Source organism: Parabacteroides leei, assembly GCF_023369805.1.
In the GTDB taxonomy this organism is placed as follows: domain Bacteria; phylum Bacteroidota; class Bacteroidia; order Bacteroidales; family Tannerellaceae; genus Parabacteroides; species Parabacteroides leei.
In genome coordinates, this window is record NZ_JAMBQG010000019.1 from 36,218 (window position 1) to 54,651 (window position 18,434).

The 18,434-nt window shown below is 43.0% G+C and carries 9 protein-coding genes; all 9 read left to right on the forward strand.

The genetic code is table 11. The features are described 5' to 3' along the window. Nucleotides 1-11: 11 nt before the first annotated feature. A complete protein-coding gene (locus M1P97_RS21265) occupies nucleotides 12-2,291 on the forward strand; it encodes a hypothetical protein (RefSeq protein WP_249390130.1) in 2,280 nt (759 codons plus the stop codon). Nucleotides 2,292-2,451: 160 nt separating this feature from the next. After that, the gene (locus M1P97_RS21270; protein ID WP_249390131.1) at nucleotides 2,452-4,188 is read left to right on the forward strand and encodes a discoidin domain-containing protein; all 1,737 of its coding nucleotides are present in this window, start codon (nucleotides 2,452-2,454) and stop codon (nucleotides 4,186-4,188) included. Nucleotides 4,189-4,217: 29 nt separating this feature from the next. Continuing rightward, nucleotides 4,218-6,662 (forward strand): beta-galactosidase GalA, encoded by a 2,445-nt coding sequence (gene galA / locus M1P97_RS21275; RefSeq protein WP_195370935.1) that lies wholly within the window; start codon nucleotides 4,218-4,220, stop codon nucleotides 6,660-6,662. Nucleotides 6,663-6,675: 13 nt separating this feature from the next. Further along, entirely contained in the window at nucleotides 6,676-8,892 is a 2,217-nt protein-coding gene (locus M1P97_RS21280) for a glycoside hydrolase family 3 C-terminal domain-containing protein (RefSeq protein ID WP_249390132.1), read from the forward strand. A gap of 219 nt (nucleotides 8,893-9,111) precedes the next feature. Next, on the forward strand, nucleotides 9,112-9,657 hold the full coding sequence (locus M1P97_RS21285; RefSeq protein WP_249390133.1) for an RNA polymerase sigma-70 factor: 546 nt from the start codon (nucleotides 9,112-9,114) through the stop codon (nucleotides 9,655-9,657). A gap of 38 nt (nucleotides 9,658-9,695) precedes the next feature. Continuing rightward, nucleotides 9,696-12,020 (forward strand): glycosyl hydrolase family 95 catalytic domain-containing protein, encoded by a 2,325-nt coding sequence (locus tag M1P97_RS21290; RefSeq protein ID WP_249390134.1) that lies wholly within the window; start codon nucleotides 9,696-9,698, stop codon nucleotides 12,018-12,020. A 193-nt stretch (nucleotides 12,021-12,213) separates the two neighbouring features. Further along, entirely contained in the window at nucleotides 12,214-13,224 is a 1,011-nt protein-coding gene (locus M1P97_RS21295; protein WP_249390135.1) for a FecR family protein, read from the forward strand. Between the two features lie 176 nt (nucleotides 13,225-13,400). Next, nucleotides 13,401-16,730: a TonB-dependent receptor gene (locus M1P97_RS21300; RefSeq protein ID WP_249390136.1), complete on the forward strand. Its 3,330-nt coding sequence runs from the start codon at nucleotides 13,401-13,403 to the stop codon at nucleotides 16,728-16,730. Nucleotides 16,731-16,742: 12 nt separating this feature from the next. Continuing rightward, nucleotides 16,743-18,383, forward strand: a complete 1,641-nt coding sequence (locus M1P97_RS21305; RefSeq protein WP_195370943.1) for a RagB/SusD family nutrient uptake outer membrane protein — start codon at nucleotides 16,743-16,745, stop codon at nucleotides 18,381-18,383. The last annotated feature ends 51 nt before the right edge of the window (nucleotides 18,384-18,434 follow it).

Consider the following 18,434-nt stretch of genomic DNA (forward strand, 5'->3'; position numbering starts at 1 on the left):
TAACAACCCTTATGACAGAATATAAGAAAGTCCTTTCATTGTGTGCCGCCTCTTTGCTTCTTTTCAGTTGTACGACCGAAAAGACCTGGGATTTCAATACTGACTATTTCAGTATTGGCGTGAATGACAAGGGATATATAACCAGTATGAAAAATACGACAGTATCACCGGCCCGCGAGTTCAGCCCAACTGACAAACCCTCTCCGTTGATGTCGTTATACGATTCTGAGAAAAGGGTGTTTTACACACCGCAAAGTGCCGTTTTCAATGACGCAACTCAGTGTTTTACGTTGGAATATCCGAACGGCTCTGTGGCCGAAGTCGCATTGCAGCCTAATAGTAAATATTTCAAACTGACATTAAACAGCTTAGAGCCGAGAAACGGTATCGATGCGATCCAATGGGGAAGCTATTATACAAACATCACCAACCTGTTAGGTGAAATTATCGGAGTTGCCCGTGATACCAGCGATGTGGTGAATTACAGTATCGGTGTGCTCGCTCTCGACGATAATACATTAGGCGGTACACCCGATATCGAAGGCGATGCCGCCCCTTTCCAGTACATCATTCACACGCCCGATAAAGAACGTTACCCCTTACCGGACAGCCTGCATGAAGGACAGGTGTTTACCCTGGGAGGGAATGGCATCAGCGATGTGGCTTTCTACGCCAATAAGGAATCTTATTACCGGATCATGTACGGAAATGCAGCTTTGGTGGATAGCCTGGGACGCATTTACCTGAATTATCAGTCGAGGGACCGTAGTAAACCGCGCCAGGTCTTTTATTCCCTGATCCCGAACATGCCGGCAAATATACCGAACCATATCGATGTGGAACCTATACCGGGTGTCGATTTTATCGGCTCTTCCGTCGCTTTATGGGGTAGTCCGGACAGCACGGCGCTGTTGGATGTCATTCAACATATTGTCCTCTCGGAAGGATTGCCTTATCCGACCGTAAAAGGAAAATGGATCAAGGATCCGGCAGCTTTTAGTCCGGATGTAATGACCAGCGGTAACCGTTACGACAGCATTATTTCGTATACCGCCCGGTTAGGTTTCCCTGCCATCCATGCCTACGACCAGGGATTTTTACGTCCCGACCGTGCCAACGAAGGGTATCTGGACGGAAAAACTCAGACTAAGAAGCCTTTCCGTTTTAACTCAGGAAATAAATCACATCGTGAATTTGCCGATCTGGCGGCATCACAAGGATTGATGCTGGGACGTGTCTGCATCACCAACTCGCTGGCACCGGGAACAAAGGATGCCAGCCCTGTCCCCAGCGACAGCCTGTGTTATCAGCAGAAACGCACTTTGATGAAAAGTATTACAGCCCAGGATACGCTGATTGTGGTCGATGATCCGAAATACCTGGAAGAAATAGCCAGTTGGGAAGGTCATTGCAAAGAATTGAATATTATAAAAATAGGAAAGGAATTGATCCATTACCTGGGAGTTTCCGAAACGGCTCCTTATACATTGCAAAATGTAACCCGTGGATATTGGGGTACGCAGGCCACGAGTCATGAGGCTAATGAACCTGTCTACAAATTGCAGGTGACCATTAATTACGGTTATGACGGATTGATTCCGAACCTGGCCCTTCAGGATAAGATTGCCGAATATTATGCAGAGGTGGCTGCCCATAGCGGTCTGACCCTTTATGATTTCGACGGACAGGAATTCCTGTTCAACAACGGCCATGGTTATTATTCAGCCAAACGTTTCTTCCGTAAACTATTTGAAAGGGCAAAAGAACTGGATGTCCCTTATATCCGTTTCTCCGGTGCCACCTTGTCGGAAGGTTCCTGGCATTACCAGAGCGTCTGGAATGTGGGCGGCGGACGTAACCTGTATGATATCGATACCCGCGAGTGGGGAAGTGCGACCAGTCAGGGAAAAGACCTGCGTGACGTGACCTATTCGAATTATTATCCGGTTTCATTCGGCGGTAATTTTGCGATCAAAGATACTTCTACCGTAGAACAATATGAACATGTGCAGGCTATCTCAGTCGGCTACGGTGCAACCTATTTCCTGGCAATCAACCAGGAAGATGTAGAAAGTTGCCCGCAGAAAGACGAGATATTCAAAGCGATCCGTACCTGGGAAGATGCCCGCAGGGCGAATGCTTTCCCCCGGCAGCTGAAGAAACTTCTCAGGGATCCGTCCTACGACTGGAGGCTGGAGGCCGGTGTAGACGGAAATACCTGGACGCTGTACCGCCTTGTCAATGGCGATAAGGTAGAATCGTTTGTTTTACGAAGAGCGGAAGGGTATTGAAAGTATGCGAGCTTATTGTATGTGGGATGATTACATATAGATATTGTTTGTAAGACAGTATATGTTGCTGTTTTTCTTGTATATCTACTTGCTAATCTGTATATTTGTTCCCGTAAATACCTGGAAAACTCAATCTTTATATGTGATAAATACAAGAAGTATGAAAAAGTTATTGCTAACCTTGCTGGCTGTACCTCTTTGGGTAAGTTGCCAGGACTCTCACCAGATCGAAGCTAAAATAGCCCAGTCTCCGAAAACGTTTTGTAATCCGGTTAACCTCAATTACCGGTTTATGAAAATAGATGGAGGCGAGGGGATTCGGGAAGCTGCCGATCCGGTTGTAGTAACCTTCAAAGAGAAACATTATCTGTTTGCATCCAAGTCGTCAGGTTACTGGTATTCGGATGATTTTACTAATTGGAAACATGTTTTTATAACCGATTCCGTGCTGCCCATCGAGGATTATGCACCGGGGCTTTTTATACACAATGACTACCTGTATTATGTGGGCTCCACGCATGGAAAAGGAATGTTGTACCGTTCATCCGCTCCGGAAAAAGGAGAGTGGGAACCGGTGAAGGAAATCTGGTCTTTCTGGGACCCTGCTTTTTGTGTGGAAGGGGATAATTTGTATATGTACTATGGGTGTTCGCCTGTCGACCCTATCTATATGCAGGTACTGGACCTGAATACATTGGAAGCAAAAACAGAAGTGATCACTTGTTTTAATAGCGATAAGGAAAATCATGGTTGGGAACGGACAGGGGAACTGAACGAACTTCCCCGTCGTCCTTATATCGAAGGAGCCTGGATGACAGCCCATCAAGGCAAGTATTATTTACAATATGCTGCTCCGGGAACCGAATGGAAGTCGTATGCGGATGGTGCTTATGTCAGTGCATCTCCTACCGGTCCGTTTACCTATATGGAAAACAGTCCGGTCTCTTATAAACCGACCGGATTTATCGGTGGTGCCGGACATGGCTGTATGTTTACGGTCGGTAACGAAAACTATTGGAAAGCGGCAACCAACTCGATCTCTGTCCGTCATATGTTTGAACGGAGGGTTTCTTTCTTCCCTGCCGGTTTCGATAAGGATGGTTACCTGTATACGAATACTTATTTAGGCGATTATCCGATGTATCTGCCAGGAGGTAAAGAGCAGACAGCCGGAAGTTATCAGCCTGGCTGGATGTTGCTTTCCTATAAGAAACCGGTCACAGTCTCTTCTTCACTGGACGGTTATCCGGCAGAGAATACGGTGGATGAAGATTCCCGCACGGCATGGGTTGCCGCATCGAATAAAGCAGACGAATGGCTGCAGGTCGATTTACAGAATCTCTCTTCCATTCAGGCAATACAGGTGAATTTCGACGAATACGGAGCGAACCAGCGAGGCTTTGTTCCGGATGTTTACCAGAGTTATTTGATCTCTGCTTCTGCTAATGGCAAAGACTGGTATCCGGTGGTAGATTACAGCACTAAAAAGACAGATACTCCTCATGACTATATCGAATTCGAGGCTCCGTTTAAGGCACGGTATATCAAATTGCAAAATAAAGAATATACAGTCTCGTCGAATCTTTCCGTCCGTGATCTGAGAATCTTCGGTAACGGCCTGGGTAGTAAGCCGCGTGCAGTGAATGACTTTACAGTGAAACGGGATCTTACCGATCCGTGCAGGGTACGTCTGAGTTGGAATGAAGTGCCGCATACCCAAGGGTATATTGTTCGTTATGGTGTGGCGGAAGACAAACTGTATAACAATTTCCAGGTAATGGGAGACACTACCCTGGAAATAGGAAGCTTGAATCAGGGTGTTACTTATTATTTTGCCATAGATACTTATAATGAGAATGGCGTTACTCAAACGTCGCAGGTGGAAGTTTGCCAATAATAGCAGAATAGAAAACAAAAGATCGAAGAATGAAAAGATTGATTTTTACGGTGATGTTATTGCTTCCCGGCCTTTGGATGGGAGCTCAGTCACAGCGGGAAAAAGAGTTGTTGAATCAAGATTGGCTTTTTGCTAAAGGACATGCGGCTAATCCGGAAAAGGATTTTAATTACGGACAGGCACTGTCGTTTTCAAAGGTGGCTTTTCTGCAGGAATCGACCTTATTGAATGCAGACCAGGAGTCGCGTCTGTCTATTCCTCATACACAGAAGTTTGATGACAGTACGTGGGAGAAGATCTCTTTGCCACATGACTGGGGAATGGCATTGGATTACAGCAAGGAACAGTTTAAGGTGAAAGGATATCGTAAACTGGGTGGACGTTCGCCCGAAAATAGTGTGGGCTGGTACCGGAAACGGTTCACTCCCGAACTGGTGAAAGGAGACCGTTATACGCTGGAGTTTGAAGGTATATTCCGTGATGCCCAGGTGTGGATGAACGGCATTTATCTGGGACGTGGTGAAAGCGGTTATGTCCCTTTGGTATTCGATGTGACTGAATGCCTGAATTATGAACCGGATGCAGAAAATGTGATATCCGTACGTGTAGATGCAACCCATTCTGAATTATGGTCGTACGAAGGTGCCGGTATCTACCGGAATGTATGGTTGACCCGTACGGCTCCCGTGCATATCCCGCAATGGGGAACATTTGTCACCAGCGAAGTGGATCTGCAGAAGAAAGAAGCCCGTGTGAAGGCTCAGATAGAAGTTACTAATCAGAGTGGAAATACATCGAATGTCATTGTAAGGAATACTATAGTAGACAATCAGGGTAAAGAGATAGCCAGTGCAGATGCACAGGTTTCCGTGAAATCATTGGAGACGGAAGAAGTCGGGACATTTATGAATGTACCGGATGCCCGTTTATGGTCATTGAAGACTCCGACTCTTTATACATTGCATACAGATATTGTTGCAGATGGAAAAGTCGTAGACAGTTACGATACCTCTTTCGGAATCCGGAGCATCCGTTTCGATGCCAACGAAGGTTTCTTCCTCAATGGCGAACGTGTCCAGATCCAGGGCGTATGTTGCCATCAGGACCATGCCGGCGTAGGTATTGCAGTTCCGGATCAGCTGAATGCGTGGCGAATCGCCCGTCTGAAAGAATATGGAGTGAATGCATATCGTGCATCCCATAACCCTCCGACAACGGCTGTGTTGAATGCCTGTGATACACTGGGTATGCTGGTCATGGATGAAATGCGTGTATTGAGTTCCAGTGATGAAGGACTGAATCAGATGAAAACCGTGATCCGTCGCGACCGCAACCATCCTTCCATTATCATCTGGTGTCTTGGAAACGAAGAACCTGCGATACAAGGTACGGAAAAGGGGCGTATGATCGTTGAGCGCATGAAAGCCGTCCAGCGCAAACTGGACCCTTCCCGTCCGTGTACGGCGGCGATGAACGGTAGCTGGGGGGAAGGTTTTACCTATGCTGTCGATGTACAAGGATCAAACTATTATAAGATAGGTAATATCGACGCAGTGCATGAGAAATTTCCGAACCTGCCTTGTATCTTCACAGAAGAGGCAAGCACGGTTATGACACGCGGTATCTATGAAACGAATGCCGCCAAAGGTTTCCATCAGGCTTACGACCGCGATCATCCGGGATGGGGTGCCCGTGCGCAGGAATGGATGCGTTATGTAGATGCACGTAAATTTGTGGCCGGTGCCTTTGTCTGGACCGGTTTCGATTACGGGGGCGAGTCGGTAGCACATTACTGGCCGGGCGTGGTGTCTCATTTCGGTATTCTGGATTATTGCGGTTTCCCGAAAGATGCTTTCTGGTATTATAAAGCCTGGTGGACCGAAGAACCGGTGTTGCACGTGCTTCCTCATTGGAATGGAATCGGAACCGATTCGGTCGATGTACATCTGTATACCAATTTGGATGAGGTGGAACTGTTCCTCAACGGTAAAAGCCTGGGTAAAAAGACTGTTGAGAAGTTCGATATTCCTGCCTGGCGTGTTAAATATGCTTCGGGTAAGTTGTTGGCTAAAGGAAAGAAGGACGGAAAGAAATATACAGAGTTGGTAGAAACTACCGGAAAGCCGGCTTCCCTGCAACTGGTCAGTGAAAATGGCTCAGCTATCCAGGGGGACGGCAATGACGTGGCAATCATCACCGTAAAAGTCTTGGATGCCAAAGGTCGTGTAGTGCCGACTGCCGAAAATGGAATTCATTTCGATGTCCGTAACGGCAAGATCCTGGGAGTGGGTAACGGTCATCCTTCCAGCCACGAGCCGGATGTTTTCCCCGCAGGCAGCGATGTACATAGGAATGCTTTCGGAGGATACGCCCAGGTACTTGTTTCCAGTGACCGTTCAGGACAACCAATTGAACTGACTGCCGTATCGGAAGGACTGAAAGAGAGCAAAATCATTGTCGAAGTAACAAAATAAAATAGATAATCTCATGAAAAATAAACTGAAAAGTATCGTTTTACTGGCCGTTGTCTCTTTGAACGGTTTGGTAGCACAGACGTATGAGTATCCGTTCCGGAATCCGGATCTTCCATTGGATGTACGTGTACAGGATATTATTTCCCGTCTCACTCTGGAAGAAAAAGTTCAGTTGATGAAACACGCTGCTCCGGCGATTCCCCGCTTAGGTATACCGGCTTATAACTGGTGGAATGAAGCGCTTCATGGCGTAGCCCGTACAAAGGAAAAGGTGACTGTTTTCCCGCAGGCGATCGGTATGGCTGCCACCTTCGACACGGAGGCTTTGCAACTGATGGGGGATATGACCTCTTCGGAAGGCCGTGCCCTCTTTAACGAAGATTTGAAAGCAGGAAAGACCGGAAGTATTTACCGTGGACTTACCTATTGGACTCCGAATATCAATATCTTCCGTGATCCCCGCTGGGGACGTGGTCAGGAGTGTTACGGCGAAGATCCTTATCTGACAGGTAAGATGGGAACGGCTATTGTCCGTGGTTTGGAAGGTAGTGATTCTCACTATCTGAAAGCAGTAGCTTGTGCCAAGCACTATGCCGTACATAGCGGGCCGGAAGGTAATCGGCACTATTTTGATGCACGAACCTCTTTGTATGATTTATGGGATACTTATCTGCCGGCTTTCCGCGAACTGGTGATGAAAGCGAAAGTACATGGGGTGATGTGTGCTTACAATCGGCTGGAAGGACAACCTTGCTGTGGCCACAATGAGTTGTTACAGGATATTCTTCGTAACCAGTGGAAATTTGATGGTTATGTGACTTCCGACTGTTGGGCTGTAAAGGATTTTGCTCATCATCATAAAACGCATAGCAATGATATAGATGCTGTAGCAGATGCTGTACTGAAAGGAACTGATCTGGAGTGTGGTGATTTGTATCAGAAACTTCAGCAAGGTGTTCAGCAAGGCATTATTTCGGAGAAAGATATTAATGTCTCTTTGGCTCGTCTTTTCAAAATACAGTTTAAGTTGGGTATGTATGATCCGGCTGACCGCGTACCGTATGCTACGATCGGGCGTGAAGTGATCGAATGCGATGCGCATAAGGCACATGCTTACAAGATGGCGCAGGAGTCGATGGTCTTATTGAAGAATAATAAGAATATACTTCCACTGAACGCGTCTAAGATTAAACGAATTGCTTTAATCGGTCCGAATATGGATAATGGCAGTACACTGCTGGCCAATTATTTCGGTGTTCCAAGTGAAATCATAACCCCGTACAAGAGTTTGAAGAAACGTTTTGGTAATACGATTCAGATCGATACGCTGACAGGTGTCGGTATTGTTCAGAAACTGGAAGGTGCCCCCTCTTTTGCCCAGGTGGCTGCTCAGGCTAAGAAAGCAGACATTATCATCTTTGTTGGCGGTATTAGTGCCGATTATGAAGGTGAGGCCGGTGATGCCGGAGCAGCCGGTTACGGTGGTTTTGCCAGCGGTGACCGTACAACGATGAAGTTGCCTTCTGTTCAGACAGAACTGATGAAAGAGTTGAAGAAGACGGGCCGTCCGTTGATCCTGGTCAATATGTCCGGTTCCGTTATGAGCTTCGACTGGGAGAGCCGCAATGCAGATGCTATCCTCCAGGCCTGGTATGGCGGACAAGCTGCCGGTGATGCTATCACCGATGTTCTTTTCGGTGACTATAACCCGGCTGGCCGTATGCCGTTGACTACCTATATGAATGATGAAGATCTTCCGGATTTCGAAGATTATTCGATGGCGAACCGTACGTATCGTTATTTTAAAGGCGATGTTCGTTATCCGTTCGGTTATGGCTTGAGCTATACTACATTCGCTTATCAGCCGTTATCGAATGCTTCTGTCGTGAAAACCGGCGAAAGCATCCAGGTGACGACAACAGTGACCAATATCGGTAAACGGGATGGTGATGAAGTGGTTCAGTTGTATATCTCCCATCCTCAGAACGGAAATACCCGTGTCCCGCTACGTGCCTTGAAAGGCTTCAAACGTATTCATCTGAATAAAGGCGAAAGTCAGACAGTTACTTTTACGCTTTCCCCGGAAGAGTTGGCATTAGTAGATGACAAAGGAAATCTGGTTCAGAAAGAAGGTCCGGTAGAATTATATATCGGCGGAGGCCAGCCTTATAAATCGGAAGGAAGTTTCGGTGAGTTGAAGATTGAGGGCGAACAGTATGTCGTATATTAAAAATATAAATATAGTAGTTAGTTTTGCTGTTAGCCTGTTGCTGATCGGATGCGATCGTCAACAGGCTAATGCCTTACAGGAGTAGGGTGAGATTGAGATTTTGGGCTTGCGGGTGTATTGGCTAATTTTCATATCTGTTTTCTGCCAGTTCCTGCAAGCTCTTTCTTTGTTATATCTTGGAAGTATGTTATATTTGTCCTTTGAAGAAACTGTACTACCATGATTATTAATGAAAAAACATTCGAAGAAGTATATAATGACTATTTTGAAATTATCTGCCGCTTCTTGAATTACTATACCCACGATTATCAGGAAATAGAGGGGGTAGTACAGGATGTTTTTGTCAGTTTGTGGGAGAACTATGAAGGAAAAGAAATAGCATACATCAAGACCTTTTTATATAACAGTGCCCGTAATCGGATGCTGAACTATCTGCGTGACGAAGATAATCATGCTGCCATATTGGAAAAGTGGGCCCGCATCGAATTAGAGAAAAATGAGTCGGTCGATTGTATAGATCGTGAGTTATTCTATCAATTGCTACAGGCTGCCGTTGAATCTCTGCCGGATAAATGTAGGGAAATCTTTATCCTGGGCCGGGAAGAACGGTTAAGCTACAAAGAAATAGCACAAGTAAAAGAAATATCTGTTAAAACAGTTGAGAATCAGATGGGGATTGCTTTAAAGAAGATACGGGAATACATAACATCCCGTGCCAATGAGTCGATGCTATCTATTCTGCTTTCCCTGAATCTGTTTGAGTAATCACAGATAATAATGTTGACTAATAAAGAAAATGAAAGATGAAAACAATACGAAGTATATGGTCTTTAATTTTGATTCTGCTCATACAACTGCCAGTCGAAGCGGTGGCTGTTGCTGATGAGAAAAAGGATTCGCTCTTTTTTGAATCGAAAAAGGAATTGATGACTGCTTTTTGGGAGGAACCATTCAGCTGGAACGCAATTCGTAGTAACCATGCTCCTTTAGGTCCTTATATGGGGAACGGAGATGTGGGAGTGGTTGCTTTTACATCCGATAACAGCCAGACGTTGAAAATATCCAAGGTTGATTTCGTCACTGACGGTTTTTCTAATTGGGCGGGGAGCGGCCCTTCAGCATTGCCGGTCGGTGGTGTTACGCTGACCGTTCATTCACCGGTTCATGCCGGGAATTATTCGATCAACCGCCCGGATAAGACTGTCTTTCGTTATGAAATGGATCAGTTGAATGCTGAATTACGTATGAAAACGGCTACCGACCAACCGATCACTATGACTTCCTGGATGGGAATGAATGAAAACTTTATAATAACAGAGCTTTCTACCACTTCGGAGAAACCAGTCAGTGTATCTGTCGATACATACGCAGATAGTCGCTTTGCGTACTATAAAACAACTTCTTCGGTCGTTGGCCCTATCGCCCAAGTTACTCGGCAAACAAAGACCACGGAGACAAGATGGATTTGCTGTGCCGGAATTTCGACTAAGATAGTAGGAACTGAAGCGCGTCTGTTACAAATTTCTGATGCCATGGTCAGGACTGACTTTAAAGTCTCTGCCGAGAATCCTGTTTGGGTGATAACCTTTGTATCCGGTGGAGGAAAAGGTAATGCCCCGAGATTAAAAGAGGCTGCAAGCCGGTTGGCAGCGGTGGATGAAGCAGATGTAAACCGTATCAAAGTGGATAAGATTGCCTGGTGGAAAGATATGTGGACACGTTCGTATGTGGAGACGAATGACAGTCTGCTCAATCGGCAATACTTATCTTCTATCTATCTGCTGGCTTCCGCATATAATCGTCGTTCACCCGTGTCTGGTGGTATGTATGGTGTCTGGAACATGGACGACGAGATGATGTATCATGGCGATATCCATTTAAATTACAACAGCCAGGGAGGTTTTTATAGTGCCTTTTCTGCCAACCGGCCAGAGATAGCTTTGCCTTTCTATAAATCACTTGAATTATTGATACCCGAAGGAAAGCGCCGTGCTAGAGAGGAGGCAGGCAAGGTGCATAAGTCGTTGGAAGGGAAGTCGTATCGAGGCATATTATTCCCGGTAGGAGCATTGGGTATCGGTGAGTTTTATAATTATTACTGGCAGCAAACCATGGATGCCCCTTTCAATGTCCCTTTGTTCAGCTGGTATTACGAATATACGGGAGATAAGGACTTTCTGCGCGACCATGCCTATCCGTATATCCGCCTCTGTGCAGATTTCTACGAAGATTATCTGGTGAAAGAACCTTATGGCGATTCTTATCGCTACTCCATAACAACCGGAGCGCATGAAAACTCCTGGGATGTGAACCCTTCTTCCGATCTGGCTTTCGTGGAACAGACGTTCAGCCTGTTGCTCAAATATAGTGACTTGTTGGGCGTAGACAAGCCAAGGAGGAAGAAATGGCAAGACATCCTTAACCATCTGCCCACTTATAAAGTAATACAACCGACTAAAGAACCCAATGAGGGATTACCTGTCTTTGCCAAGAATGAAGATGGATGGGACTTGCCTAACCATGTCATACAGATGCACCCTGTTTATCCTTGCGAGGTCTTGAACCTGCGTTCCGACTCATCGGCTCTTCAGATTGCACGCAATACTTTATATTACTATGAAGTATCACAAAAAGGGTTTACCGAATCGATGAATGCATTGGGACTGAGTGCATACGTGATGTGGGCAAGGCTTGGAATGGATCCGAATCTCTTGATTAACAGTATGAAAAAGTTGATTGAAGGCACCGGACGAAACTTTTTGATTGTAGATGGTCATCATTGCGCGGAGAAGACTACCGTGGTGGAGACAATCAACTCCATGATGCTCCAGTCAGTTGACAATATACTCTACTTGTTCCCCTGCTGGACGAACCAGCCGGCCTCCTTCACCCGCTTGCGGGCGAAAGGTGCCTTTGTTGTCTCTGCCGACTATGACGGTTCGACCGTCACTGACCTGGAAGTACATAGTGAACGAGGTGGTAAATGCCAATTGTATGCCCCTGCTTTAGGAGAAAAGATAGAGGTCGTATGCAGCGGCAAACCGGTATCGGTAAAGAGAAAAGGAAATGTATTCTCGTTTGCTACCCAGGCTGGAGAAACCTATAAAGTTATTCATCCCTCTAAATAAGTTTTTCAACACACACACACACACACACGTTTTAGGCTTTAGCTGTATGTATTGAAATACAATTGATGCAATCGACTGAAGGCTGAAAGGTGTGTGTTGAAAATTTTCTGCAGAAAGGTGCAGTAAAAAATATTTCAAATTCCTTTGGGGGTATTAAGGGGCATTATGTGTCAACTAATAAAAGAAACGGAAAATGAACGAACGACAAATACCATATAAACTACTAGCCAAGTATTTATCCCGGCAATGCACACAGGCAGAACTGGAAGAGATAAATCGTTGGTTGAACGAAGATGCCGAACATCCTCTTCTGCTGGAAAAGCTGAAGAGGCAATGGGAAGCAGTTCGGGTGGATGCCTCTGCCTTTGTGATACCGGATAAAGCAGCGGTATGGAATAAGGTACAGGCACGTATCCGCGATAAGGCAAAGCAGATTCCGATGTATTCCCGTTCATTGTTGATACGTGTTTCATCGGTTGCGGCTGTTATTGCTTTAGTTTTGGGTTTTTCACTCTCTTTTTTATTGAATGATCAGAAAGAATCCTGGCAGGCTTCTCAGTTCGAAAATGTAGTTATGGCACCTCCCGGACAGAAAACTCAGCTTGTTCTTCCTGATGGTACACTGGTCTGGCTGAATTCCGGATCGCGTTTGTCTTATAACTATCAGTATAGTACACAAGATCGTATTGTCAATCTGGAAGGAGAGGCTTTCTTTGATGTTCAAAAAGATACGCAATATCCTTTTATAGTCAAGACCGGTGCCGTTGATGTAAAAGTACATGGTACGGCATTTAATGTCAGCGCTTATGCCGACGAAGAAGATATAATGGTGGCTTTGCTTCGAGGTAAAGTAAGTTTACTTTCGGCTGACAGCCAACAATTACTGACGTATCTGTCTCCGGATCAGATCGCAATGGTGTCGAAAAACAACTTATCCTGTCAGGTGACTCCCTGTGATGCAGAGGTTGAATCCAGCTGGCATCATAATTTGTTGAAGTTTGATGGTACACCGGCAAAAGAGGTATGGAAGAAATTAGAACGTTGGTATGGAGTGGATATTACATTGTCGAATGTGTCTCCCTTTCAAGTTTATTGGTTTACCATTAAGACGGAGTCATTGACGGAACTATTGAAGATGATTAATAAGATCACTCCGATTGAGTATAAATTAGACGGAAAGGAGGTGACGATCAAATATAAGTAGACTTTTTTCAAATGCAACGCGTCTAGCCTTATGCGTAAAAGGCACAGAGACCCCTAATCTCCATGCCTTTTGAAGTATATATACTTGTAGGTTTACTAAGCTCATATGAGCTTAGTAAAAAGTGATATATAATGGCAAAGATATAGATATTTATTTATAATCTTAAAGCTATACTCATGTTTAAGTTAAATTGGAAATTATTTCCGGTATTAGCTGCATTTGGTGTATATAATATTGCGTATGCACAAGCAGAAAAGCTGGATTTGGCTGTAAGGAACAGAACGTTAAAACAGTTCATTACACAAATAGAGAAAGAAACGGATTATACTTTTATGTTGGACCAAACGGTTGACCAGAATCAAAAGATCACAGTTGATAGCCAGCAGGAGAGTTTGGAAGATATTTTGGCGAAGGCTTTTGCCGGAAAACAAATTAGTTACGAAATTGTTGGTAAACAGATTATTTTGAAATTACCACATACTACCCAAACGAATCAAATAAAGAAGATTACTGGAGTAATCAAGGACCAAAATGGGGAACCTGTTATCGGAGCAAATGTGTCTGTAAAAGGTACAGCTATAGGCACGATTACAGATCTTGATGGAAACTTTATGCTGGAAGTACCGGAGGATGCAATAATTTCTGTTTCTTATATAGGTTATGTATCTCAGGAAGTTAAAGTTGGTAATAAAACTTTGTTGAATATATCTTTAAAAGAAGATTTACAAACGTTGGATGAGATTGTAGTTGTTGGATACGGAACACAGAAAAAGGTAAATTTGACAGGAGCTGTTACAGCTGTTTCCGGGGAAGAAATGACAAAACGTCCAGTGACGAATACTTCAACTATGCTGCAAGGACAAATTCCCGGATTGCGTGTTGTTCAAGGTACAGGACAACCTGGTGATGAAAATGTTTCATTCCGTATACGTGGCGTGGGTACTTTTTCTGGAGCTGGGTCGAACCCGTTGGTTTTGGTAAATGGTGTCCCTGGTGATATGAGTGCTTTGGATCCAAGTATGATTGAAAGTGTATCTGTATTGAAAGATGCTGCTTCTTGTGCTATTTATGGTGCTAGGGCTGCAAATGGGGTAATTCTTATTACAACTAAGCAGGGAGCAACGAATGGTGATAAAGTTTCTATATCGTATAGTGGAAATTTTGCGGTACATACACCTACGAAAATGTTTGATTTGGTAACCAATTCTGCTGATTATATGACTTTGTTCAATATTGCAAAAACGAATTCTGGGGAAGGAGGTCTTTATCCGGAAGAAGAAATTGAGAAATATCGAAATTCCAATGGTTCTGTTGAGTATCCTAGCTTTGATTGGTTAGATTATACTTTTAATCCGGCATTTGTTCATCAGCATAATTTGAGTTTGGCAGGCACAGCTAATAAAACGACTTATAATGTCGCTTTAAATTTTGTGGATCAGGATGGTACCATGAAAGAATCTAATTACAAAAAGTATAATGTGACGGCTGATTTGGCTACTCAAGCAACAGATTGGATGCGGGTCGGTTTCTTTACAAATTTGATGAAAGGTGATCGTGTTTATTATGGGCATGGTCAAGATGATGCTATTTTATCAGCTATGTCGCAGGCTCCGACGTATATGCCTTGGCTTCCAGATGACGGAACCGGTATTAGGAGGTATACAAAAAAAGCTTATGATAATGAGGTGATGAATAAAAATATGGCAATGATTTTTGAAGAAGGGCTTCATCGTCATACGGATATCAATACGGATGTAAATACACAATTATGGTTGGATATTAATTTGGCAAAGGGGTTGACTTGGTATACTAAAGGCGCTGTAAGACAGATTAATACCAGAAGTGAATATTGGAGAGGTAATCCACAGCCGGTTTATAATTATCATACAGGAGTGATGGCAGAAATGCAAGGAGGATATGGATATTCTGTTGATGAAAATAGGACGTTTTATACGAATCTGTATACTTATTTGAAGTATGATTTTACAACACCTAACAAAAATCATAATTTTTCATTGATGGCAGGTTATAGTATGGAGTCTAATAAGTATGAAACATTGCAGGCTTATCGAAGAGATTATGATTTTGATTTACCGACTATCGATGCAGGTGCCGGTGCTCCGAATTGGAGTAATTCTGGAAAAGTGGAAGAATGGGCATTGATGTCTGGATTTTTCCGTGTCAACTATAATTATAAGGAGCGTTATTTGTTTGAAGCAAATGCTCGTTATGATGGTTCTTCCCGCTTGTCACCGGAAGGACGTTGGGGATTGTTCCCTTCTTTTTCTGGCGCTTGGCGTTTGACAGAAGAATCATTTATAAAAGATTTGAATTTATCATGGTTAAATAATGCGAAGTTAAGGGCCTCTTGGGGTAAGTTGGGAAATCAGGAAATAGGATTGTATCCTTATCAAGCTATGATTTCTAAGGTTAATTCATATACGTTTGATAAAAGTGCAATTTCTTCAGCTTATACTCAAACGGCTTACGTTAATCGGGATATAGAATGGGAAACAACGACAATTGCTGATGTCGGTGTAGATTTGTCTTTCTTTAATCGGTTGAATGTAACTTTCGATTGGTATAGAAAAGAAACAGATGGAATTTTGCGTTCTGCTCAAATTTCTGGTTTGCTGGGAATGAGCGCACCAACTATAAATGACGGAACCATGTTAGATAAGGGCATAGAACTATCTGTAGCATGGAGCGATCAAATTGCCAGAGGTCTATTTGACGGTTTGAATTATAATGTGGGATTCTATGTGGATAGGACTCGGAACACATTAAGTCATTTTGGTGTGACGGAAAAAGACGGTAAAGTGATTAGGGAAGAAGGTTTACCGTATAATTCTTATTATATGTTGGATTGCATCGGTATTTTTGCAACTCAAGAGGAAATAGATAAGGCCCCGAAACAATATAGTGATGATACACAACCTGGCGATTTGCGTTACCGAGATGCTAACAATGATGGAGTTGTTAATGATGATGACAGGATGTTGATTTCGGGTAGATATCCAGCTTTTGAATATGGTTTTAATGCAGGTGCCAGTTGGAAAGGTTTTGATATCTCTTTGTTGACACAAGGTGTTTCTGGATTAAAAAGTTATATAGATCCAAGATGGGGAGAAGCTCCTTTTTTTCAAGGATCAGCTCCGACGAAAGATTATGTAGAGGGAATGTGGACGGAAGAAAATCCATATAATGCAAAATATCCTAGATTGTACTATCAAACATTGGGTGGGGGTAAAAATACTCGTACGAATAGTTATTTCTTGAGAAGTACCTCCTATTTTCGTCTTAAAAACTTGACGATCGGATATACGTTGCCTAAACAACTGACAGAAAAAATACGTATGGAAAAAGTACGGTTATATTTTTCTGGAGACAATTTACTCACGTTTACAAAATACGAAGGACTTGACCCGGAAAGAAAAGGAGATGGCGTATCTACACAATATCCTCAAAATCGTATTTGTTCAGTTGGTATAAATGTTGAATTTTAAAAAGATTGATTTATGAAAACGAAAATATTATGTGTTGGATTATTGTCTATTCTGACTACATTGATTGCATGTGATGATTTTTTACAAAAAGATCCTCCTTCCAGTCCTTCAGAGTCCATATTTTGGCAGAAAAAGACTGATTTTGAATCTGCTTTGAATTCATGTTATTCGGTAGCATATGAATGGCCGGGTGTTTTTTCCCAAGCATTGCCTAGTTATGATAACTTGACTGATAATTCTTTATGCCAATATGATGAGGATACGTATGGTCAGACAAAAAGAATGATGATGGGAGATTTGTATCCAACAACGACTGGTTTTGTTTCCGGTAATTTTTCATTGGCATACAAAGCTATATCTCGTTGTAATTTATTTTTGACAAAATTGTCTGAATATCAAGGTAACGATATTTCTGATGAAGTACGGAAATATATGGAAGCACAAGGAAAAGCATTGAGAGCTTATTATTATCATTGGTTGTATTTGTGTTATAAAGAGGTACCTCTGTTTACAGACTTTTTATCTTTGGATAATCAATATCAGCCGAAAGTGACAAGGAAAGATATTTATGATCAAATTATAAAGGATTTTTCAGAAGCTATTGCGGGTTTTGATGATCGTACTTATATGGAGGCTCCGGGACGTATGACGAAAAGTGCTTGTTTGGCTTTTATGGCAAAAGTGACTATGTTTAACGGCTTTTCCGATGAGAATGGAATCCCGTGTGGTGTATCGAATTCGGATCAAATGCGTAAAGTGGTAGAGTATTGTGAACAAATAAAAGGATATTCATTGGATGAAGATTTGCGTATGGCATTTGTTGAGTCTAAACAAATGGATTCGCAAGAAATGATATTCTCTGTACGGTATGGCTCTCCTGATATCTGTAATAATGTGAATGAAGTATATTGTTGCTGGAGTTCTTTGATGGTTCAAAGAAATTTAGTTAATGCTTTTGAATGTATAGATGGGTTACCTTGGGGAGAATCGCCACTGACAATTCCTGTTGATGAGGATTTGATAAATTCCAGGACTGCAGATCATGATTTGATAGTGGCTGAACGTGAAAAATTGTTTGAAAACAGAGATAAAAGATTACGTAATAGTATTACTGTAGCATCTGTTTATCGTTTTCCTGAAAGGGCTAATTATCCGGATAATGCAGTAATTTATAATAATGAACCAAGTTTAACTGGTTTTGGTCCGATACGTTTTATTCAACCATTTGAAGAAGGTGTTAATCCTGGAAATATGAAGGTGGGACCGGATATCAATTTAATGCGTTATGCTCATGTTTTGTTAATGCTTGCAGAAGCGGAGAATGAATTGAACGGACCTACACAAAAAGCGTATAATGCTATTAACCAGGTACGTCAAAGAGCAGGACAACCGCTATTGCCAGAAGGTTTGACGAAAGAGCTATTTCGTGATCGCGTGAGAAAGGAATGGCGTTATGAAACTCCTTTTGAAGGATGGCGTTATTTCCAATTGAAACAATGGAATGAATTGAAGAATGTTCCGGAAATTGTTGCAAAAGAACCTTTTTATTCTGTAGCTGCAAAATATGAAGATCGTTTTATGTTCTGGCCTTTACCACAAGCTGAAATAGACAAAGCTAATGGTGTTTTGATTCAGGATCCGGCTTATAATTAATAAAAGAAGGCTGTTGCTGAAAAAGGTAAGGGTTTGTTTACTGAATGGTTT

What these genes read in the sequence shown, in the direction of transcription:
- M1P97_RS21290 (WP_249390134.1), top strand. Translation starts at nt 9,696, where the DNA reads ATGAAAACAATACGAAGTATATGGTCTTTAATTTTGATTCTGCTCATA.
- M1P97_RS21270 (WP_249390131.1), top strand. Translation starts at nt 2,452, where the DNA reads ATGAAAAAGTTATTGCTAACCTTGCTGGCTGTACCTCTTTGGGTAAGT.
- M1P97_RS21295 (WP_249390135.1), top strand. Translation starts at nt 12,214, where the DNA reads ATGAACGAACGACAAATACCATATAAACTACTAGCCAAGTATTTATCC.
- M1P97_RS21265 (WP_249390130.1), top strand. Translation starts at nt 12, where the DNA reads ATGACAGAATATAAGAAAGTCCTTTCATTGTGTGCCGCCTCTTTGCTT.
- galA (WP_195370935.1), top strand. Translation starts at nt 4,218, where the DNA reads ATGAAAAGATTGATTTTTACGGTGATGTTATTGCTTCCCGGCCTTTGG.
- M1P97_RS21300 (WP_249390136.1), top strand. Translation starts at nt 13,401, where the DNA reads ATGTTTAAGTTAAATTGGAAATTATTTCCGGTATTAGCTGCATTTGGT.
- M1P97_RS21285 (WP_249390133.1), top strand. Translation starts at nt 9,112, where the DNA reads ATGATTATTAATGAAAAAACATTCGAAGAAGTATATAATGACTATTTT.
- M1P97_RS21280 (WP_249390132.1), top strand. Translation starts at nt 6,676, where the DNA reads ATGAAAAATAAACTGAAAAGTATCGTTTTACTGGCCGTTGTCTCTTTG.
- M1P97_RS21305 (WP_195370943.1), top strand. Translation starts at nt 16,743, where the DNA reads ATGAAAACGAAAATATTATGTGTTGGATTATTGTCTATTCTGACTACA.